The following is an 18961-nucleotide window of genomic DNA, read 5'->3' as shown; positions in this document are numbered from 1 at the left end:
GGAGGGAACAGAAATGAAGCACAACAAGGTGGGTTCCGTGATGACCACGGAGGTCGTCCGCGCCGAGTACGGCACCCCGTTCAAGGAAGTGGCACGGCTGCTGGCCGACCACCGGATCAGCGGATTGCCGGTCGTCGACGAGGACGAGCGGGTCATCGGAGTCATCTCCGAGACCGACCTGATGGTCCGCCAGGCCGAGACCCCTGACCCGTACGAGCCGAAGCGCCGCTTCCGGCTCACCAGCCTGACGCCCAGCGCCAAGAAGCGGGCTGCGAAGGCGAACGCCCGCACCGCGGGACAGCTGATGTCCGAACCGCCGGTGACCGTGCATGCCGACGTCACCATCGTCGAGGCCGCCAGGACGATGGCGCAGCACCGAGTGGAACGGCTGCCCGTCCTGGACGAGGAGAACAGGCTCGTCGGCATCGTCACCCGGCGCGACCTCCTCCAGGTCTTCCTGCGGCCCGACCGGGAGATCCGCGACCAGGTGATCAAGGATGTGCTCGAGCGCGCTCTGTGGCTGCCGCTCGGGTCGGTTGACGTGTCCGTGGTCGAGGGCGTGGTCACGTTCTCCGGCCACACGGAACGCAAGAGCGAGGCGGAGATCGCCGTCTCCATGACAGGCCAGATGGACGGCGTGGTCGGCGTGGTCGACAAGCTCGCCTACCGCCTGGACGACTCGCGACTCCAGCCCAGCGAGCAGGCACTGCACGGCGTTGCCGACGACTGGCTGCGCAAACTCTGAGAGGAGGCGGACCGCCATGCCCAAGAGCGTGTTGGTCGTTTACGGAACGACGAACGGATCGACCGCACAGATCGCCGAGGCCATCGCCGACGTCCTGCGGAAGGACGGGCTGACCGTCGAGGCACAGCCCGCCCGGTCCGCGGCGAATGTGGCGTCGTACGACGCCGTGGTGGTCGGAGGCGGACTGTATGCCGGGCGCTGGCAGAAGGACGCCCGCCGCTTCATCCGCCACCACCGCAGGCCCCTGACCGAACGCCCGCTGTGGCTCTTCAGCAGCGGCCCGCTCGACGCCTCGGCTTCAGAGCGGGACATCCCACCCGTGCCCGGCGTGAAGAAGGCCATGGCCGCGCTCGACGCCAAGGAGCACATCACCTTCGGAGGCTGCCTAGAGGAGGGCGCCAAGGGGTGGATCGCACGGATGATCCTCAGCAAAGGAAAGGGCGGGGATTTCCGGGACTTCACCGCGATCGAGGCGTGGGCGGCGCGGATCGGGGCCGAGCTCACGAGCTGAGTCGTCCGCATCGGATGGTCCGAGGGCCGACAAGTTGCAGTGTTGGATGGCTCGTTCGCGTGAGGCGCCGCGCCGGGGTCAAGAAGGCCCCGGCGCGGCTGGCGCGGCGTGAGAGGTTGGCGTAGCCGGGGATGCTGGCCTTGATGCGCTCGAGTTCGCGTTCGTCGGAGATGCCACGCCCAGGCCGACCGCCTGCTGGAACTGACGATCGACGGCTTCCGGCCGTAGGGCGGCCCCGTGGCCGGCACCAACGATCTGAAGAATCCGAACGAAACCCCCTAGTGGGTCAGGCTCTCGCAGGTGCCGGTCCCACCAGCTCCGACAGGACGTCCTCCATGGTCACGAAGCCGAGGACCGCGCCCGCCTCTCCGGTGACCGCGGCCAGGTGGCTGCCGTCGGCGCGCAGGGCGGTGAGGGTGTCGTCGAGCGGGGTGTCGATGCGGACGCGGGTGACCGGGTGCAGGGCGTCGCGCGGGAACGGCCTGCCGCGGTCGGCGATGCCCAGCGTGTCCTTGATGTGCAGGTACCCGAGCAGCGTGCCGTCCTCGCCGGTGACCGGGAAGCGGGAATAGCCCGCGTCGGCGGCTGTCCGTTCGAGCTCGGCCGGGGTGACGGCGTGGGCGACGGTGCGCATCTGCTGCGCCGGGACGAGGATCTCGCCGACCGGGCGGGTGCCCAGTTCCAGCGCGTCGCGCAGCCGTTCGCCGTCGGCGGGCGTGAGCAGGCCGGCCGCGCTGGAGTCGACGACCATGCGGGCGAGCTGGTCGTCGGTGAAGACCGACTCGACCTCGTCCTTCGGCTCGACCCGCAGCAGCTTCAGCAGGGCGTTGGCGAAGGCGTTGATGCCGAACACGAACGGGCGCAGCGCGCGGGTGAGGGCCACCAGCGGCGGGCCGAGCAGCAGGGCCGTCGGGACCGGTGCCGCGAGCGCGATGTTCTTCGGGACCATCTCGCCGATCAGCATGTGCAGATACGTCGCCACGGTCAGCGCGATGACGAACGCGATCGGGTGCACCAGGCCGTGCGGGATGTGGGCGGCCTCGAAGCCGGGTTCCAGCAGGTGGGCGATGGCCGGTTCGGCGACAGCGCCCAGTACCAGTGAGGAGACGGTGATGCCGAGTTGGGCGGTGGCCATCATCGCGGAGAGGTGCTCCAGGGCCCACATGGTCATCCGGGCCCGGGTGTTGCCTTCCTTCGCGCGCGGCTCGATCTGGCTGCGGCGGACGGAGATCAGGGCGAACTCGGCGCCGACGAAGAAGGCGTTGGTCAGCAGGGTGAGGGCGCCGATGGCGAGTTGCAGGACGGTCATCGGGACTCCTCCCCGGCTTGGGCCGGCACCCGGGCCGGTGCGGTGATGCGGACACGGTCGGCGCGGTGGTGGTCGACGTCGAGGACGTCGAGTTGCCAGCCGTCGTCCAGGTCCAGGATGTCGCCCTTGGCGGGGATGCGTGCGAGGTGGGTGGCGACCAGACCGGCCACGGTCTCGTACGGGCCCTCCGGTGCCGTCAGTCCTATCGCGGTGAGCTGGTCGGTGCGGACGGAGCCGTCCGCCTCCCAGGCCGCGCGGCCGTCGGCCGCTGCCGGTGCGGACTGCAGGTCCGGCACCTCGACGGGGTCGTGTTCGTCGCGGACCTCGCCGACGACCTCTTCGACGATGTCCTCCATCGTCGCCACGCCCGCCGTGCCGCCGTATTCGTCGATGATCACGGCCATGGTGCGGGTGGAACGCAGCCGCTGCAGCAGCCGGTCCGCGGTGAGGCTGTCGGGCACCAGCAGGGGCGCGGTGGCCAGCTCGGTGACCTGGGTGACCGCGCGCTTGTCCGGCGCCAGCGCGAGCACGTCGCGGATGTGGACGCTGCCGATGACCTCGTCCAGGCTGTCGCGGTAGACCGGGAAGCGGGACAGGCCGGTGGCGTAGGTGAGGTTCGCGGCATCCGCGGCCGTCGCGTGCGCTTCGAGCGCCTTGACGTCGACGCGCGGGGTCATCACGTTCTCGGCGGTCAGCTCGCTCAGGTGCAGGGTGCGCACGAACAGCTCGGCGGAGTCGGCCTCCAGGGCGCCTTCGGCGGCGGAGTGCTCGGCGAGCGCGACCAGTTCCTCGGGGCTGCGGGCGGAGGCCAGTTCCTCGGCGGGCTCCAGTCCGAAGCGGCGTACGAAACGGTTCGCGGTGTTGTTCAAGTGCCGGATGAACGGGCCGAAGGCGGCGGTGAAGCCGCGCTGCGGGCCCGCCACCACCTTGGCGACGGCCAGCGGGCGGGAGATCGCCCAGTTCTTGGGCACCAGCTCACCGACCACCATCAACACCACGGTGGACACGGCCACGCCCAGCAAGGTGGCGACGGTGGACGCCGCACCGCCCAGGCCGATCGCCTTCAGCGGGCCGCGCAGCAGCGCCGCGAGCGACGGCTCGGCGAGCATGCCGATCACCAGCGAGGTGACGGTGATGCCGAGCTGGGCGCCGGACAGCTGGACGGTCAGACTGCGTACGGCCTTCAGCGCGCCCTCGGCGCCGCGCTCGCCCTCCTGGGCGGCCCGTTCCAGGTCACCGCGCTCGACGGTGGTCAGGGAGAACTCGGCGGCGACGAACAGCGCGCAGGCCAGTGTGAGGAGGAGGGCCAGCAGGAGCAGCAGGACCTCGGTCACCCCGCCACCCCCGTTCCCTCAAGTCTGTGACCTGGGCAGGGCATGGCACGGCCGGTACTGGGAGGCTCACCCATTGCGGGACACTGGCTCCTTTTCGGTACGTCGGGTGGATGTAAGCCACTCTATGCTTCTACTCGCTTGTAGAGAACGTGCGGGCCGTCCCGGATGTTCCGCACATGACGGAGGTATGCAGTCGCTCGTAAAGGAGTGGACGACGCGATGGCGTTCAAACGGCTGCTCGGTTCGCTCGGTGTGGGCGGGGGACACGGTCCTCGCCCCGGGGGGGCCAGCCGGGCGGGGGCCTGTCGGGGGAGGTCCGTCTCAAGGGCGGTGACGCCGACTTCGGCATCGAGCACGTCGCCCTGGAGCTGGAGGCGCGGGTCGAGGCCGAGCACGACGGCGGGGAGGCCGACGGGGTCGTCGTCTTCGACCGGTTCATGGTCGGCGGGCTTCCGGCTCTCGGCGGGCGCGGAGCGCGGGGTGCCGTTCAGTGTGACGCTGCCGTGGGAGACGCCGGTCACCGAGCTGGCGGTGGCCGGCGCGAAGGACAAGGGCGACCTCGACCAGCTGACCGTGGGCCCGCTGCCCGTGCAGGAGGCGGTCCTGGAGTCCCTCGGGCAGATCGGCTTCGGCTTCCGGTCCGCCGACCTGGAGAACGGCCGTATCGGCGGCACCGGGCAGCAGCTGCCCTTCTTCCAGGAGATCGAGCTGACCTTCCTCGCCTCGCCGGGCGGCATGGAGGTGGTCCTGGGGGCCGACAAGCGCGGGGGCTTCTTCTCTGAGGGCCGTGACACGGTCACCCGGTTCACCGTCGGCCATCACGACGCCCGGGACTGGAATGCCGAGGTCGACGGCTGGATCCGGCAGCTGGTCGAGCACCGGGCGTCGTACGGTTCGCACGCCTCGTACGGACCTGAAGGCCATCGCCCCGGCATGGGCACCGCTGTTGCGGCCGGCGCGGCCGGGCTGGCCGTCGGGGTCGTCGGCGGCATGGTCGCGGCCGAAGTGGTGGACGAGGTCGGTGACTTCTTCGAGGGCGACGAAGAGGAGGGGTAGCCGCCCTGGTAGCTTCTACATTGCTGTAGAGGATTGCGGCTGCCCGGGCCGCGCCGGTCCGGGCCCACCTCCCGACACGTACGGAGTTCTCATGGCCCTGTGGGACCGCATCAAGGAGTCCGCATCGACGATGCAGACCCAGCTGACGGCGAAGAAGAACGACCTCAAGAGCGGCGCCTTCCGCGACGCGAGCATGGCGATGTGCGCCCTGGTCGCCGCCGCCGACGGCACCATCGACCCCTCCGAGCGGCAGCGCGTAGCGCAGCTGATCGCCACCAACGAGGTGCTGCAGAACTTCGACGCCACGGACCTGCAGCGGCGCTTCGAGGAGAACCTCAACAAGCTGACCGCCGACTTCGCCCTCGGCAAGGTGAGCGTGCTGCAGGAGGTCGCCAAGGCGAAGAAGAAGCCCGCCGAGGCGCGGGCGGTCATCCAGATCGGCATCGTGATCGGCGGCGCCGACGGCGACTTCGACAAGACCGAGCAGGCCGTGGTCCGCGAGGCGTGCTTCGCGCTGGACCTGCCGCCGCACGAGTTCGACCTCTGAGACCCCTGGGATCTCTGGGACTTCTGCGTGCGGGCGACGCCGCTCTGACCCTTGTCCGGGGCTAGAGCGGCGTCGCCGCGTGCAGGATGAGGGCCATCGTCACCGCGGAGTTGGCCGACGACAGTGCGGAAATCGCCGTACCCGCGGCCGCCGTCCACGCGGCCACGCCCACCGCGGTGAACACGGACGGCCAGCTCCGGGGCGCGGGAGCGGGCCCGAGGAGGGCCGCCACCCGGCGCGGGACCGGCCCCGGGGAGGCGAGACCCGCGAGCGTGGGGATCGGGGTGCCCCGGGAGATCAGCGCCGCCTTGCCGATCGCGTGGGCCACCGTCCGGCGGTCGCCGAGGACGCGGGCCGCCTCCTCGTCCGCCCAGCGCTCGGTCGTGTACGTCACCGCTGTACGCAGCGGACGCAGGAACGGGTTCGCGCGAGCCGCCAGCTGTGCGACCAGCAGGAATCTGTGGTGACGGGCGGCGAGATGGGCCCGCTCGTGGGCGAAAAGGGCACGCCGCTCGGCGGGTTGGAGGGCGGAGAGCAACGCCGTGGTCGCCACGATGCGATCACGGGCTCCGCCGGGAAGGGCGTACGCGTACGGCACGTCGTCGGGCAGCACCGCGACCTCCGTACCGGACAGCCCGGCCAGGGCCCGGTGGGCGCGGCGGCGTACCCGGCCGTGCCGCCACAGCGTACGGCCGCACACCACGGCCACGGCGATCAGCGCGGGGATGGCCGCCTTGCCCGCCACCTCGTCGTACGGAACGGCCTCCCGCACCTCCGGGTCCGACCAGCCGTCCGGCAGCGGGTTGCCGGGGAGTTGGGCGGTGCCGACCACCATCAGCAGGCCGAGACACACCGTGCTGCACAGAGCCATGACGCCGGCCACGCCGGTGAGCAGGCGGGTGGCGATGCGCGGATGCAGATGGTGCTCGGCCAGCCGTGCGATCGGCCAGGCCGTGAGCGGCAGTACCAGCGGCAGGAAGACGAACACCCCCATGAGGCTTCAGTCTTCCCCTTCGGCCTTCGGCTGACCCAGCAGTTCGCGCAGGAGCCGCTCGTCATCGGGGTCGAGTGCGGTGACGAAGCTCGCCAGCACCGCCTCCCGGTCCTGCTCACCGTCCAGCACCTTGCGCATCTTCCGGGCGGCCAGTCCCGCCTCGTCCGAGGCCGGTGTCCAGGCGAACGACCGTCCGGCGCGCTCCCGCGTCACCGCGCCCTTGGCCAGCAGCCGGGTCAGGATCGTGATCACCGTCGTATAGGCGAGGTCGCCGCCGAGCCGCTCCTGCACCCAGCCCGCGGTCGCAGGCCCGTCCGCCTCCCGCAGGGCCGCCAGAACCTGCACCTCCAGCTCGCCCTGCCCCCGTCGCCGGGGACGCCGGTGATCCTCCGTCACGCCCTGTCTCCCTTCCGCTGCCGCGTACGCCGCAAGCGGTCCATCGTAAGGACACTGGGGATCACATCGTGCCCTCGCGTCCGGATCACACCTTCCATTATTTCTACAATGCTGTAGATTCTACGGTGTTGGAACCTCGATCGGAATCTCAACCAGGAGGAAAACAGTGGGTGTTTCCCTGTCCAAGGGCGGCAACGTCTCGCTCAGCAAGGAGGTACCGGGTCTGACCGCGGTCCTGGTCGGCCTGGGCTGGGACGTGCGCACCACGACGGGCACCGACTACGACCTGGACGCCTCCGCCCTGCTCCTCGACACCTCCGGCAAGGTCCTGTCCGACCGGCACTTCGTCTTCTACAACAATCTCACCAGCCCGGACGGCTCCGTCGAGCACACCGGCGACAACCTCACCGGTGAGGGCGAGGGCGACGACGAGGTCGTCAAGGTGAACCTCGCGGGCGTACCCGCCGAGGTCGACCGGATCGTCTTCCCGGTGTCCATCCACGACGCCGAGAGCCGCGGCCAGAGCTTCGGCCAGGTCCGGGGCGCCTTCATCCGCGTCGTCAACCAGGCCGGCGGCGCCGAGATCGCCCGCTACGACCTGTCCGAGGACGCGGCCACCGAGACCGCGATGGTCTTCGGCGAGCTGTACCGGGGCGGCGCCGAGTGGAAGTTCCGCGCGGTCGGTCAGGGGTATGCATCCGGGCTGGCCGGCATCGCCTCCGACTTCGGCGTCGGCGTCTGACGCGGGCGGGCGAGCGACATGTTCGGGCTGAGTGAAATCGCGGTCATCCTCATCGTCGTCATAGCCGTACTCGCCGCCAAGAAGGGGCCCGATCTGGCTCGCTCGGCGGGCAAGGCGGCGCGCATCCTCAAGGCGGAGCGCCGGGCGTTGAAGGAGGATCAGAAACCGGACGAGGAGCAGACAGCGCCCCGTGTGATCAAGGGGGAGACAGGCACCCCCGCCGCCCCGGAGGCGCCTCAGCCGCCGGGCGCGGGGCAGTAACGGCTGCGGGGCTGAGGCGGGATTCTCTCAGCCTCGCCCGGTCAGCAGGCTGTGGACCGCCTCCGTAGTCTCGGCGCACTCCGGCTCGGAGGCGCACACCTCGACGTACCGTGTGCCGCTCGCCGCGTGGCGGTCCCGTACCTCCGTCACGCCCTCCTCGGCGCAGGGGACGATCGCCACGATGCCGTTGCGGGCCAGTACCTCGGCCATCAGGCCGATGCGTTCGGCATTCGTATCGTGGCCGTTGAGGCGGTCGAGCACCTCTACCCGGCGCTGTCCGGCCAGTAGCCGTTCGGCGAGCGCGTAGGCGGCGCCGCGCCGGTCGGCGGCCGTCGGCCCGGTGACCCACACGGTCGCTCCCGGGCAGGTACATCGGCACTTCACGTCGGACATGTCGCTCAACACGGATACCCCCAGGCACGCGTGATGTCGCGCAGCGGCGCCGGTACGTCTGCCGCGTCCGGCAGCGCTCGCGCTTTCTGGATCTTCCCGGACTTGATGTTCTCGCTCCAGTCGCCGATGTACGGCACGAACGGGCCGTGATCACCCTTGCGGTAGTCGAGCATCCTCGGCGCCCACGGAACGCCGAGGTAGGCGCAGATCTCCCGGGTGACCTCCTCGGGCCGCTCGGTCAGATCCTCGTATCGGACGGTGAGGCCGGGCAGCGCGGTGCGGGCCGCCTCGACCGCCTCGACGTAGCCGCGCACTTCCCGCACGGTCGCGTCCGGATCGCGGTCGGGACGGTTGGTGATCAGTGAGTTGACCATCGACGCGGGATGGCGCAGCAGGAAGATGTACCGGGCCTTGGGCCAGCCCTCGTGCAGCCGCTCCCAGACGCCCGCGTTGCCGGGTGTCTTGTCGACGATGATCCGCTTGCCGCTGCGCACGAGTTCGCGGTGCAGCACCCGGTCCCACAGCAGGTACTCCAGCTCACGCTGGTCCAGGTCGAGTTCGGACATCGCCTTCTTGGTGTACGGCTTGTTCAGGTCGACGGAGAGCGTGCGCAGGTGCATCTCGTGCGGGGCGCGGATCTGCGGATGGCTGTTGAGCAGGACCCGCAGCAGGGTGGAGCCGGAGCGCACGGAGGACAGGACGAACACCGGGTCCGGTACGAGCCGATACGCCGACTCCGGCACAGGAGGCTCGCCCAGTCTGCGTATGCGCCGTCTCACGCCGCGCGCCACCCGGCGCACTCCCGGACCGACCGATCCGACCATGACCATTGCCGTGCCTCCTTGACCCCCCGGCCGCGCGGAACCTCACCCTCCTGTTGAAGGCTTGACCATACTGTGGCCGGTCCCTGGTTTCACCATGGGGACCGGATGAGATTCTCCTGTGACTCGTGTGCCGCAGAGCATGCGGCTACGTCCCTCGAAGGGCTTCCAGGAGCATGGGCAGCGAGCGGTGGAACTCGCGTGCCCAGTACGGCGGGGAGTGTGTGCCCGCGTAGAAGTGCGTCGTCACCGGGGCTCCGAGGGCGGACAGGCGGACGGCCAGGGCCTGGGACTCGCGTTGCATGAGCGTCTCCGTCGGCGAGATCGCGTCCTCGGGGAACGGGTCGGCCGGGTCCTCCAGTCCGGGGATCTCCGGGCTGGGAACGGGCCGACATCCGGTGGAGCGGAAGGACCGTCTGGCCGCAGCCCCTGTGACCCGTTCGGAACCGCCCGGATCCGTGTCTCGACCTTGGCGCGACAGAAGACCATGGCCACCGCGTGTTCGTACGCCGCCATAGTCCAGACAGCCGTCGTACTCGGCATCGTCTACGACCGCACGTCCACTCCCCCGCCGTCAGCACAGTTGAGCGGACCCCGTCCGGGCGCGGGCACCGTGGCCAATCCCGCAGTCAGCCGCCGTTCCGGACGGCACACCGCGCGATCCGAGAGACGGCTACACCTTCCCCTCTGCCGGAGCGCGTGTGTGCCCGATCCACAGCAGTTGGGACAACAGGTCTGCACGCCGCAGCAGCGGCTCGATCACCTCACAGACGGGACACCCTCCCGTGGCTGGGCCTACACCACCTGTAGTGGACCGCTCGGGCAGCAGTGCGCGCGGGACAGCCCCCGCTCCGTGCCCCCGCGAGCACACCGGGACAGGCGAGCCGTCAGGATCGCGATGACGGGCTGCCATCCCATATACCTCCTTGTGGAGCAGAGGCGAGCGCGGTCCCTCTGGTTTATCCGGTTCCCACCGAGAAGACAGCTGATGGCACGCGGGGGTTGTGCGGTCGCGCAACACGATGCCGTTCACGCCGGGCTCTCTCACCAGCGAGGGGTCTGCCACTCTTGTCCATCGTGCGTTAGATCGTATGAAGCGTCGGTGGGTTCGACCGCAGAGAAGACCAAGCCCGATGCCCCTCGCGCAAGTTGACGCGGGTTGCCTGCCGGTGGGCACGGTGGCGGGTAGTGCCGCAATTACCGGGAGGCACCGGATGTTTTCCGAACGTACTTCGGTCGGCCTGGATGTCCACGCCCGCTCCACCACGGCCTGGGCACTGGACGGTACGACCGGTGAAATCTTCACCGACCGGCTCGTCGTCAACACAGCGGACGTGGTTGCCTGGGTGCGCCGTCTGCCGCAGCCAGCCGCGGTTGCCTACGAGGCCGGACCGACCGGCTTCGTCCTGGCACGCGCCATGCAGCAGGCTGGTATCCGCTGCGTGGTGGCGGCCCCGTCGAAAATGGAACGGCCGGCCGGAGACCGGGTCAAGACCGACAAGCGCGATGCCCAGCGGCTCGCGAAACTGATCCGACTGGACGAGCTGCCCGCGGTGCGGGTGCCTGATCTGGAACAGGAAGCTGCCCGGGACCTCACCCGGGCCCGCGACGACGTCCGCGCCGACCTGATGCGCGCCCGCCACCGCGTGGCCAAACTGCTACTGCGCCGCGGCATCGTCTACACCGACGGCAGGGCCTGGACCGCTGCCCATCACCACTGGCTGACCGGACACCGCTTCGACGAGTTCGGTCTGCGGGTCGCCTACGACGAGGCCCTGGAGACGGTATGGGCCCTCGAAGCACGCCGGACCCGCCTGGATGCGGCCATCACCGAACTCGCCGCCCAACCTGCCTGGGCCCCGGCCGTCCGCCGACTGGCCTGCATGCGCGGGGTGAGCACCTTCACCGCGTTCGGCCTCGCCGTCGAGATCGGTGACTGGCACCGCTTCACCGGCTCGACCATCGGCTCCTACCTGGGGCTTGTCCCCAGCGAGGACTCTTCCGGCAGCCAGCGCCGCCAGGGAGGCATCACCAAGACGGGCAACACCCATGCCCGACGGCTCCTGGTGGAGGCCGCCTGGCACCACCGCCGTCCCTACCGACGCCCCGGCGCCGGTCTCCAGGCCCGCCTCGACCACGTCGCCGCCCCTGTCCGGCAACGCGCCGAACGGGGCAACCGACGCCTGCACCAGCGCTGGTTGAACCTGGACGCCCGTCACAAACGCTCCACCATCAGTGTCGTGGCCGTCGCCCGGGAACTGTCCGGCTGGTGCTGGAGCCTGGCAATCATGGAGGACTGACGCCCATCAACTCCTCCACAAGAACCGCTGGCGGGGCATCAGCCCGGGGACCGTGCAGCGCGAGGAACGATCCGCGGAATTCCTATGAGCAGCCCGCTCCTTGCGGGCCACGCCCGGCATTAGATGAGCGGTCCGTTCCCGACGCACAACCGGTCATGCGGTATCCAACCCGCGCATATCAGGCTGACCGCGCGTCGACGCCACGACACGCACACCCCGGTCCGCCCCCGCCAGCCCCACACCCCTCCCAACGGGGAGGGGCCGCACACCCCTGCCCCTTGACAAGAACCTGCTACATATCAGGAACGATCCGCGGAATTCCTATGAGCAGCCCGCTCCTTGCGGGCCACGCCCGGCATTAGATGAGCGGTCCGTTCCCGACGCACAACCGGTCATGCGGTATCCAACCCGCGCATATCAGGCTGACCGCGCGTCGACGCCACGACACGCACACCCCGGTCCGCCCCCGCCAGCCCCACACCCCTCCCAACGGGGAGGGGCCGCACACCCCTGCCCCTTGACAAGAACCTGCTACATATCAGGAATACGCCAGCAGTGCGTCAAGAACAGAGGAGAACGGGTGACGGGGCGTGAGGTACCCGACGAGTATCTGGGGCTATGCCCGGATACTGGCCGAGGCGTCCGAGACGGGCAGGCGCCTTACGCGGGACGAGTTGGAGTACCTGCGGGCCCGGGGAGAGCGCGCCGCCGAGGCGGGCCTTGGGCTACGGGCACTTGTCCGTCGGCATCTGTCCGCGGCCCGTGAGAGCTGGCCCACCCTCTCCTCCACGGAGGTCGATCGCGTGCTCGCCGTCGTCGAGCAGGCGATCGATGCCTTCGCCGAAGGCCACGAACGGGCACAGAGACTCGCAGTACGGCAGGAGGAAGCCGTGCGCCGAGAGTTCATCGACGACCTCCTCTACGGCCGCAGTGACCTCGGCCGCCTGGCCGGACGCGCCGAACGATTCGGGCTGCTCCTCTCCCGGGCCCACGCGGTCGCAGTCGCCCAGGGCAGCAAGCCGGTGGAGGACACGCACCCGGCGACCCAGCAGGTGGAGAGCGCCCTGATCAGCAGGTTCGGTGAGCGGCGCATCCTGCTCACCACCAAGGACGGACGGCTGATCTGCATCGCCCCTGGAGAACAGGATGATGTCCTTGCGTTCTTCGCCAAGCAGGCGCACGCGTCCACTGACGGTGGTCAGGTCGCCATCGGACGCGCCCACCCGGGTGCCGGCGGCGTCGTCCACTCCTACGAGGAAGCCCTCAACTCCCTTGACTTGGCCCACCGGCTGCACCTCCACGAACCGGTGCTCCGCGCCGCCGATCTCCTCGTCTACCCCGTCCTGACCCGTGACCGGCAAGCCATGGCCGACCTCGTGCACAATACGCTGGGCCCACCGCAGAGCGCCCGCGGAGGCCCGCAGCCGCTCGTCGACACGCTGACCGCGTACTTCGACTCCGGTTGCATCGCGGCCGAGGCAGCCCGCCGTCTGAACCTGAGCGTGCGAGCCTTCACGTATCGCTTGGGGCGCATCCACCAACTCAACGGTGCCAACCCAGCCGTCCCTGGCGAAACCGCACACCCACGCATCACATCAGGGTTCATGAGGCACTTGGGTGCACGGAGTGAAGAGTCGCCGCGCCGGAATTGTGGGTCTTGAGTTCGCAAGCGACGCAGTGCTGGGCATGGCGGGCACACTGGAGGCCAGCAGTGGCCAGATGAAGTCCGCGTCCAAGAAGATGACATGAAGTACGCCGACTCGACTTGGACGGGCACGGCCGTCTCGCAGACTCCTGGGACTACGGCTTCGAGAGCTTTCGAAACTCACGAGAGGCGTGTCGAAGTTCGCCAAGAAGGCATCGGAGAAGTCCACAAAGCTCGATCACAGGCTGCACGACGAGCTGAAGAAGAACTGCCCTCTCCCGCGGTGCCTGGGGCCATGACCTTGCCAGCGACCGGCTCATGGCCTGGACGGACGGTGAACTCACCAATGGGGTCGGCGCCTCGCGTCCGTATTCCGGGGCACTCGGCGGAATCGGTCTGTGCCAGCAAGATGGCGACGCCCGCCCAAATGACGCACGCCCCAACGTGGCGGGGTGCGACGGTCCATGGGCCTCCGAGTCGGCCCAGTAGTCGGCGATGTTGGGCGGGAAAGCGTCCACGGGCACGTGCGTCAGCGGGAAGTCTTCGTCGGGGGTCCCCTTGCAGCCCCCTACGGGGGCCGCGAAGGCCAGCCCGTATATCACAGCGCCCGTGTATCCGACCGCTGACGCAAAGGCGCTGATGACGGTCCGGCGAGCCTGCTGGGATGGATGCCGCCGGGCTGTGCACAGTCGATACGAACAGAGCCCGCCGCGCACAAGAGGACACTGATCAACGGCACGCCGAAGAACGCCAGCCTGCTCACGACCTCGGCACGCGGCGGTCCACGAATCCCGCGCCTACGGCCAGGCTCACTCCGGTGACCGTTAGGCCGACCAGCACTGGGTTCACGTATCCGGGTACCCCTTCGTCGTAAGTGGTCCCGTCCCTGCGATGACACACGAACCGCACCGGCACGTACCAGACTTGGTAGTCGTCGATCCAGTAGTCGCGTTCGTACACCCCTGTACGGCAGGGCCGGATCGGAGACGAGTCCGTCCCGCCGTCCTCTGCCTCCAGTACGGCGCCCGCGACATACAGCATCCCCCACGCGTAGATCGCTGCCGCGCTCGCCGCGACGACGAACGCCAGACCACGGAGTGAATGCGTGAGCCCGCCTTTCCAGACGGCGGCCATGCCCTTGGCGTAGAACGCCACCCCAGCGGCGACTGCGCCCAGTACGAGCAAGAGGCAAAGAAGGAGGCTCACTTGGTCTCTCTCCGGCCCGCGTCCGCAGGGCGCATATGACCTGGCACGTACGATCCCCCTCCCATCGCGGTTCTCTACGGTGGGACGATCAAGGAGTGGTGGGCGGTTGCACTGACCCGGCGGGCGTCACAAGCCGAGTGGCGGACATGGCTGGACCGCGTGTGGGTGACTGCCGGGTGGGGCGCTCGTCCGTGTGGAGTGACCCGATGCGGATGACCGTGTAGGTCTCGCCCGGAGCCGGAGGCCGGGTCCAGGACCGTATGACGAGGGTGTGCAGGTGGCCTTGGCTGAGGGCGAAGCGCGACAAAATGCACAGCGAACTCGGCGGCGATGGCCTCCAGCGCTCGGCGTTCGCCCAAGTGTCCGGCGTCTGGTTCTGGTGCGGTGGGGCCGATTCGCCGTGGGGCCGGCGGTGTCTCGGACGGCTAGGGATCCACGCGCTCTGCATCCGTCGACGCATCCTTGGTGAAGAACCGCCCAGGGTTCAGCGACGCCGGTATCGGGCCGTTCCGCCGGATCATGGTGCCCTGGACGGTGAAGGCGTAGCGCTCCCCGCCGTCCTCCGCGACGGAGAGATGGAACAGGGCGGAAGCGTCGGGCTGTCGCCCGGGCTCGCTCAAGATCACGACCGCGCGGGTGCCGCGGGAGGCGGGTACTGCCGGTGAGGCGAAGCGCCGTTCGTGGAAGTGCCGGCTCGGCCGGGTCTCGAACACGAAGCTCCAGCCCGAACTCGCCCGCCCCACGGCGGCCAGCGCCTTGTCATCCCACGTGGAGGTCTCCCGGTTGTCGCGCAGACGGAAGCGGGCATCCCACAGCGACATCGGTTCGTTCAGTACGACGGTGTCGTCGCCGATCCGCGCGGGCAGCTCCGGGGATGCGCCCTTTCGAAGAGGATCAAGCGATACGTCGTCAGGAAGTTGCCCGGATCTCTTTCCCGTCAGCCAGGCCAGACCCGGTGGGTCGAGGTCGGCCGTGAGCGGTGGAGCCTCGCCCGGCTCGCCGGCCCGGGGTGTAGTCAGTGGCTCCCTGCCTCGCTCCGGGGTGCACAGCGGACCGAGGACCCGGTCGGCGTTCAGGCCCGAGCGGGGCCAGCTGGTCCGGGCCGGAGGGCTGCCACTGCGGCAGCGTGGCACGAGGCGCGTGCCACGCGGCGTCCGTGTCACCCCAGCGTGCCTGCTCCCGGGCTTCCTCCACGTCCCGGCCGAAGGAGCCTGTGACGGTGTAGTGGAACGTGCCCTCCCGGACCTCCCGCAGGATCCTGTCGGCCCTTCGCGCACGGTTTCCGAGCGCCCCGCAGGTGGAAGGCCCGTATGCGACCGCCCGGTCACGCGCGCACGGTGGGCTCCTCATCTCCTGGAAACGTCCCTGTACTCAGCGTCGTACACCCGTGGCGTGCAGGCGAGGACATTGACGCGAAACGTACACCGCGCCCGCCTGCGGGAGCACGCTAGAAGTGCGCTGTCGGTGCCCCGATGGCCGCGTCACGGTGTACGAGGGTGCGGCTGTGGCGATGGCGGCGGAATCCGCTCAAACGGCGCAGCGATCTCATCGATGCGTGGGTCGTGCTCGCCGGGTGGGTGGCCGTCCTGGTCGGAAGCCCGCTCGTTGGGCTGGCGACGGCCGCTGCGGTCGAGCAGGACGGAGGTCTCGGGCCATGGATCCCAGTGCGTTGGCTGAGGGAAGACGCCCATGCCGTGTGTCACCTCCGGTCAGGCGAGGGCGAAGTAGCGCAGCCACACGTACAGCGCCGAGAGCGCCACCGTGACGGCGGTGACGACGAGGCCGTACTTGGTGAACTGCCAGAAGGAGATGGGCTGGCGGTTGCGTTCGGCGATGCCCAGGACGACCACGTTGGCGCTGGCGCCGATCGCGGTGGCGTTGCCACCGAGGTCCGCGCCGATGGCCAGAGCCCACCACATCACGTGGTCGGGGGCGCCGCCCATGTTGTCCACCAGGTCGGCGGTGATCGGGGCCATGGTGGCGACGTAGGGGATGTTGTCGACGATGCCGGACAGCACGGCCGAGGCGCCGAGCAGCAGCATGGAGCCGCCGAGTTCGTTGTCGCCAATGGCGTCGGCGAGGCTCGCGGAGATCTCGCCGATCACGCCGGTCTCGATCAGGCCGCCGATCATGATGAACAGGCCGGCGAAGAACGCGAGGGTGGGCCACTCGACCTCACCGAGGACCTCGCCGGTCTCCACGCGGGAGATCGCGATGAGCAGGCCCGCGCCGAGCAGGGCGACGACGCTGGGCTCGTAGTGCAGCACCGGGTGCAGCACGAATCCGACGACGACCAGTGCGAGGACGACCAGGCCCTGGACGAGCAGTCGCGGGTCGCGGATGGCCTCGCGCTCCTCCAGTTCCATGACCTCGGCGGCGCGTTCCTCGTCGTAGACGAAGGACTTGCGGAACAGAAAGCGGCACATCGCGACCAGCACCACTATCAGGACCGCGGACAGCGGCGCGAGGTGGACCAGGAAGTCGTTGAAGGTCAGGCCGGCCCGGCTGGCGATGATGATGTTCGGCGGGTCGCCGACCAGGGTCGCGGTGCCGCCGATGTTCGACGCCAGCACCTCGGCGATCAGGAACGGGGCCGCGGGCAGTGCCAGCCGCTCGCACACCAGCAGGGTCACGGGAGCGATCAGCAGGACCGTGGTGACGTTGTCGAGGAGCGCTGAGGCCACGGCGGTGATGACGACGAGCATTGCCATCACCCGGAAGGGCTTGGCCCGTGCCCGCTTCACCGACCAGATGGCCAGGTACTCGAACATGCCGGTCTTCTTCAGCACGCCGACGATCATCATCATGCCCATGAGCAGGAAGATGACGTTCCAGTCGACGCCGGAGTGCTCCGAGAAGAAGGCCGACTTGTCGTCGGTGGCGCCGATCGCCAGCATCAGCGCGGCGCCGCCCAGGGCCGCGCCGACGCGGTGGATCTTCTCGCTGATGATCAGGCCGTATGTGGTCACGAAGACGGCGATGGCCGCCCAGCTCTGCCAGCCGTTCACGGTCCTCCGACGAGTCGTTCCATCAGGCGGGCGGCCGTGACGGCGCTCGCGAGCCGGGTGCGTTCGCCGTCGTGTTCGACGACGGCGACCAGTGGGGTGTGCGTGCGCGTCATGAGTGCCGCGATGTGCATGACGCTCGCGTTCGGTCCGACGGTGGGTGGCCGGAACCTGCGGCGCGGCAGCCATTCGGCCACTGTGAGCCCGGCGAGCCTGTCCGGCACCTCGTCGAGGTCCCGGTCGTCGATCACCGCGGCGAGCGTCGGGTCTTCCAGCGCGTGCTCGGGTACGAGCTGCCCGATGAGCTGGGAGCCGGGCACGATGGCGTACGGCTGCCCGTCGGGATCGACGACCAGCAGCGCGGGCAGCTTGTACTCGGCCAGCAGCCGGGCCGCGTCGGTGGCGTCGTCGTCGGTGGACACGGACGGGTAGGGCTCGGCAAGCTCACGCGCCGACATGGCCGGCCTCCTTGGCGGTACGGGGTGCTGGGGTTCCGTCGTCCACGCCGGCGATGTCCTCGACGTGGAAGAGACGGGCGATGGGCACGTCGGTGGAGCTGTGGGCGATGATCGAGAAGGCGATGCACACGGCGATGAGGGTGAACGCCTCCTCGCCCTGCGGTATCCCGGCCTGCAGCACCAGCAGTCCGTACACCACCGACGCGAAGCCCTTCGGCCCGAACCATGCAGCGACCAGCTTCTCCTGCCGGGTGAACCGGGTCCCGATGAGGGAAAGCAGCAGGGAGACCGGGCGGATCAGCACAATCGCCAGGACCACGGCGACGTATCCGCCGAAGGACAGGTCACCGAACAGGTGCGGCGTCAGCAGCGCACCGAAAACCAGCAGCGCCGCGAACTTGGCCAGCTCCGCCAGCGCCTCACCGAGCGGCTCGAACGCCTCCTTTGCCTCCAGCGAGCGGGCGGTGAGCACGGCGCCCGCGGAGAACGCGGCGAGGTAGGGGTTGGCGTGCGTGAGGTGGCAGACCGCGTAAAGGATCACCCCGATGGCCAGCGGCAGCAGCGGCTGCAGCTTGGGCTCGGCGCCCAGCAGCCGGAACCGTACGAGCTCGATCACCACGAACGGCAGAACGACTCCGAAGACCAGCCCGAGGACCAGCTCCAGCCCGATCTTCCCCAGCGATGCCTCGGCGTGCCCGGAGGTCGGCCCGGCGGCGGCGAGGAAGATCAGCACGACCGGGAGGGCGAGTCCGTCGTTGATGCCGCTCTCGACGTTCAGCAACTGCCGCAGCTTCGCGGGGACTTCCTTGCGTCCGACGATGGCGGAGGCGAACACGGGGTCGGTGGGCGCGAGCACGGCGCCGACGAGGAAGGAGGTCGTCCAGTCCAGGCCCACCAGGAAGTGGGTGATGAGTGCCATTCCGACGAACGCGAGCGGCATGCCGAGGCCGAGGGCGCGGGCCGGGTTGCGCCAGTTCTCTTTGAGCTTCGGGAAGGAGACGTGCATGCCGTCGGTGAACAGCACCGCGAACAGCGCCAGATCGGCCGTGACGGACACGATCTCGCTGTCCGGCGTGATGTGGATCAGTCCCAGGAACCCGTCACTGACGAGCGCGCCGCCGACCAGGAAAAGGAACGATGTCGACAGGACGGTCCGGGCGGCGAGCCCGGACAGCAGCACCGCGATGAGCAGTGCCACCCCGAAGACCGCGACGAGCACCATGACCCAGACCCCGATC

At 69.4% G+C, this 18961-nt stretch carries 19 protein-coding genes and 1 pseudogene; 8 read left to right on the top strand and 12 right to left on the bottom strand.

Annotation, left to right across the window (positions count from 1 at the left end):
- Nucleotides 1-13 precede the first annotated feature (13 nt).
- Together OG828_RS07250 and OG828_RS07245 are read left to right on the top strand one after the other, a co-directional pair.
- Nucleotides 14-745 carry a CBS domain-containing protein gene (locus tag OG828_RS07250; protein ID WP_328500521.1) on the top strand — a complete coding sequence of 244 codons (732 nt, stop codon included), beginning with the start codon at nt 14-16 and terminating at the stop codon, nt 743-745.
- 16 nt (nt 746-761) lie between these two features.
- Nucleotides 762-1256, top strand: coding sequence for a flavodoxin domain-containing protein (locus OG828_RS07245; protein ID WP_328500520.1), 495 nt, complete (start codon nt 762-764; stop codon nt 1254-1256).
- 286 nt (nt 1257-1542) lie between these two features.
- On the opposite strand, the gene OG828_RS07240 is transcribed toward OG828_RS07245, so the two are convergent.
- The gene (locus tag OG828_RS07240; RefSeq protein WP_328500519.1) at nt 1543-2565 is read right to left on the bottom strand and encodes a hemolysin family protein; all 1023 of its coding nucleotides are present in this window, start codon (nt 2563-2565) and stop codon (nt 1543-1545) included.
- Nucleotides 2562-3899, bottom strand: a complete 1338-nt coding sequence (locus OG828_RS07235; protein ID WP_328500518.1) for a hemolysin family protein — start codon at nt 3897-3899, stop codon at nt 2562-2564. Before OG828_RS07235 ends, OG828_RS07240 begins: the two co-directional genes overlap by 4 nt.
- 219 nt (nt 3900-4118) lie before the next feature.
- Between OG828_RS07235 and OG828_RS07230 the strand changes: the two are divergent.
- Both OG828_RS07230 and OG828_RS07225 read left to right on the top strand, forming a co-directional pair.
- Nucleotides 4119-4955: pseudogene (locus OG828_RS07230) on the top strand (sporulation protein).
- 91 nt (nt 4956-5046) lie between these two features.
- Entirely contained in the window at nt 5047-5502 is a 456-nt protein-coding gene (locus tag OG828_RS07225) for a tellurite resistance TerB family protein (RefSeq protein ID WP_328360281.1), read from the top strand.
- A 61-nt stretch (nt 5503-5563) separates the two neighbouring features.
- Here OG828_RS07225 and OG828_RS07220 read toward each other — a convergent pair whose 3' ends face one another.
- Nucleotides 5564-6496, bottom strand: coding sequence for a M56 family metallopeptidase (locus tag OG828_RS07220; RefSeq protein ID WP_328500517.1), 933 nt, complete (start codon nt 6494-6496; stop codon nt 5564-5566).
- A gap of 6 nt (nt 6497-6502) precedes the next feature.
- Complete coding sequence (locus OG828_RS07215; protein ID WP_328437175.1) at nt 6503-6892, bottom strand: BlaI/MecI/CopY family transcriptional regulator; 390 nt, start codon at nt 6890-6892, stop codon at nt 6503-6505.
- 166 nt (nt 6893-7058) lie between these two features.
- Between OG828_RS07215 and OG828_RS07210 the strand changes: the two genes are divergently transcribed.
- Together OG828_RS07210 and OG828_RS07205 are read left to right on the top strand one after the other, a co-directional pair.
- On the top strand, nt 7059-7634 hold the full coding sequence (locus OG828_RS07210) for a TerD family protein (protein ID WP_328500516.1): 576 nt from the start codon (nt 7059-7061) through the stop codon (nt 7632-7634).
- Between the two features lie 18 nt (nt 7635-7652).
- On the top strand, nt 7653-7895 hold the full coding sequence (locus OG828_RS07205; RefSeq protein WP_328437173.1) for a twin-arginine translocase TatA/TatE family subunit: 243 nt from the start codon (nt 7653-7655) through the stop codon (nt 7893-7895).
- 27 nt (nt 7896-7922) lie between these two features.
- Here the strand turns inward: OG828_RS07205 and OG828_RS07200 are convergent, their stop codons facing one another.
- The 3 genes from OG828_RS07200 to OG828_RS07190 form a co-directional block, all read right to left on the bottom strand.
- The gene (locus OG828_RS07200) at nt 7923-8246 is read right to left on the bottom strand and encodes a hypothetical protein (protein WP_328437172.1); all 324 of its coding nucleotides are present in this window, start codon (nt 8244-8246) and stop codon (nt 7923-7925) included.
- A 47-nt stretch (nt 8247-8293) separates the two neighbouring features.
- Nucleotides 8294-9118, bottom strand: coding sequence for a sulfotransferase family protein (locus OG828_RS07195; RefSeq protein ID WP_328353643.1), 825 nt, complete (start codon nt 9116-9118; stop codon nt 8294-8296).
- A gap of 139 nt (nt 9119-9257) precedes the next feature.
- A complete protein-coding gene (locus OG828_RS07190) occupies nt 9258-9413 on the bottom strand; it encodes a hypothetical protein (protein WP_328500515.1) in 156 nt (51 codons plus the stop codon).
- Between the two features lie 910 nt (nt 9414-10323).
- On the opposite strand from OG828_RS07190, the gene OG828_RS07185 reads away from it, so the two are divergent.
- Together OG828_RS07185 and OG828_RS07180 are read left to right on the top strand one after the other, a co-directional pair.
- A complete protein-coding gene (locus OG828_RS07185; protein WP_328500514.1) occupies nt 10324-11409 on the top strand; it encodes an IS110 family transposase in 1086 nt (361 codons plus the stop codon).
- A gap of 590 nt (nt 11410-11999) precedes the next feature.
- Entirely contained in the window at nt 12000-13070 is a 1071-nt protein-coding gene (locus tag OG828_RS07180) for a PucR family transcriptional regulator (protein WP_328500513.1), read from the top strand.
- A 743-nt stretch (nt 13071-13813) separates the two neighbouring features.
- On the opposite strand, the gene OG828_RS07175 is transcribed toward OG828_RS07180, so the two are convergent.
- The 5 genes from OG828_RS07175 to OG828_RS07155 form a co-directional block, all read right to left on the bottom strand.
- Nucleotides 13814-14260 carry a hypothetical protein gene (locus OG828_RS07175; RefSeq protein ID WP_328500512.1) on the bottom strand — a complete coding sequence of 149 codons (447 nt, stop codon included), beginning with the start codon at nt 14258-14260 and terminating at the stop codon, nt 13814-13816.
- A gap of 425 nt (nt 14261-14685) precedes the next feature.
- Nucleotides 14686-15081 carry a hypothetical protein gene (locus OG828_RS07170; RefSeq protein WP_328437168.1) on the bottom strand — a complete coding sequence of 132 codons (396 nt, stop codon included), beginning with the start codon at nt 15079-15081 and terminating at the stop codon, nt 14686-14688.
- Nucleotides 15082-15969: 888 nt separating this feature from the next.
- Complete coding sequence (locus OG828_RS07165; RefSeq protein ID WP_328500511.1) at nt 15970-17268, bottom strand: ArsB/NhaD family transporter; 1299 nt, start codon at nt 17266-17268, stop codon at nt 15970-15972.
- A complete protein-coding gene (locus OG828_RS07160; protein WP_328500510.1) occupies nt 17265-17723 on the bottom strand; it encodes a CBS domain-containing protein in 459 nt (152 codons plus the stop codon). Before OG828_RS07160 ends, OG828_RS07165 begins: the two co-directional genes overlap by 4 nt.
- Nucleotides 17710-18945, bottom strand: a complete 1236-nt coding sequence (locus OG828_RS07155; RefSeq protein ID WP_328500509.1) for a cation:proton antiporter — start codon at nt 18943-18945, stop codon at nt 17710-17712. Before OG828_RS07155 ends, OG828_RS07160 begins: the two co-directional genes overlap by 14 nt.
- Nucleotides 18946-18961 lie beyond the last annotated feature (16 nt).

Source organism: Streptomyces sp. NBC_00457 (genome assembly GCF_036014015.1).
In the GTDB taxonomy this organism is placed as follows: domain Bacteria; phylum Actinomycetota; class Actinomycetes; order Streptomycetales; family Streptomycetaceae; genus Streptomyces.
Note: the sequence above shows the minus strand (reverse complement) of the source record. Positions and strands in the feature narration are given on the sequence as shown.

Excerpts from the sequence above, each read along its gene's own strand:
- OG828_RS07195 (WP_328353643.1), bottom strand. The coding sequence starts at position 9,118 with ATGGTCATGGTCGGATCGGTCGGTCCGGGAGTGCGCCGGGTGGCGCGC.
- OG828_RS07220 (WP_328500517.1), bottom strand. The coding sequence starts at position 6,496 with ATGGGGGTGTTCGTCTTCCTGCCGCTGGTACTGCCGCTCACGGCCTGG.
- OG828_RS07185 (WP_328500514.1), top strand. The coding sequence starts at position 10,324 with ATGTTTTCCGAACGTACTTCGGTCGGCCTGGATGTCCACGCCCGCTCC.
- OG828_RS07245 (WP_328500520.1), top strand. The coding sequence starts at position 762 with ATGCCCAAGAGCGTGTTGGTCGTTTACGGAACGACGAACGGATCGACC.
- OG828_RS07205 (WP_328437173.1), top strand. The coding sequence starts at position 7,653 with ATGTTCGGGCTGAGTGAAATCGCGGTCATCCTCATCGTCGTCATAGCC.
- OG828_RS07155 (WP_328500509.1), bottom strand. The coding sequence starts at position 18,945 with ATGGTGCTCGTCGCGGTCTTCGGGGTGGCACTGCTCATCGCGGTGCTG.
- OG828_RS07225 (WP_328360281.1), top strand. The coding sequence starts at position 5,047 with ATGGCCCTGTGGGACCGCATCAAGGAGTCCGCATCGACGATGCAGACC.
- OG828_RS07240 (WP_328500519.1), bottom strand. The coding sequence starts at position 2,565 with ATGACCGTCCTGCAACTCGCCATCGGCGCCCTCACCCTGCTGACCAAC.
- OG828_RS07160 (WP_328500510.1), bottom strand. The coding sequence starts at position 17,723 with ATGTCGGCGCGTGAGCTTGCCGAGCCCTACCCGTCCGTGTCCACCGAC.
- OG828_RS07190 (WP_328500515.1), bottom strand. The coding sequence starts at position 9,413 with ATGCAACGCGAGTCCCAGGCCCTGGCCGTCCGCCTGTCCGCCCTCGGA.
- OG828_RS07170 (WP_328437168.1), bottom strand. The coding sequence starts at position 15,081 with ATGTCGCTGTGGGATGCCCGCTTCCGTCTGCGCGACAACCGGGAGACC.
- OG828_RS07250 (WP_328500521.1), top strand. The coding sequence starts at position 14 with ATGAAGCACAACAAGGTGGGTTCCGTGATGACCACGGAGGTCGTCCGC.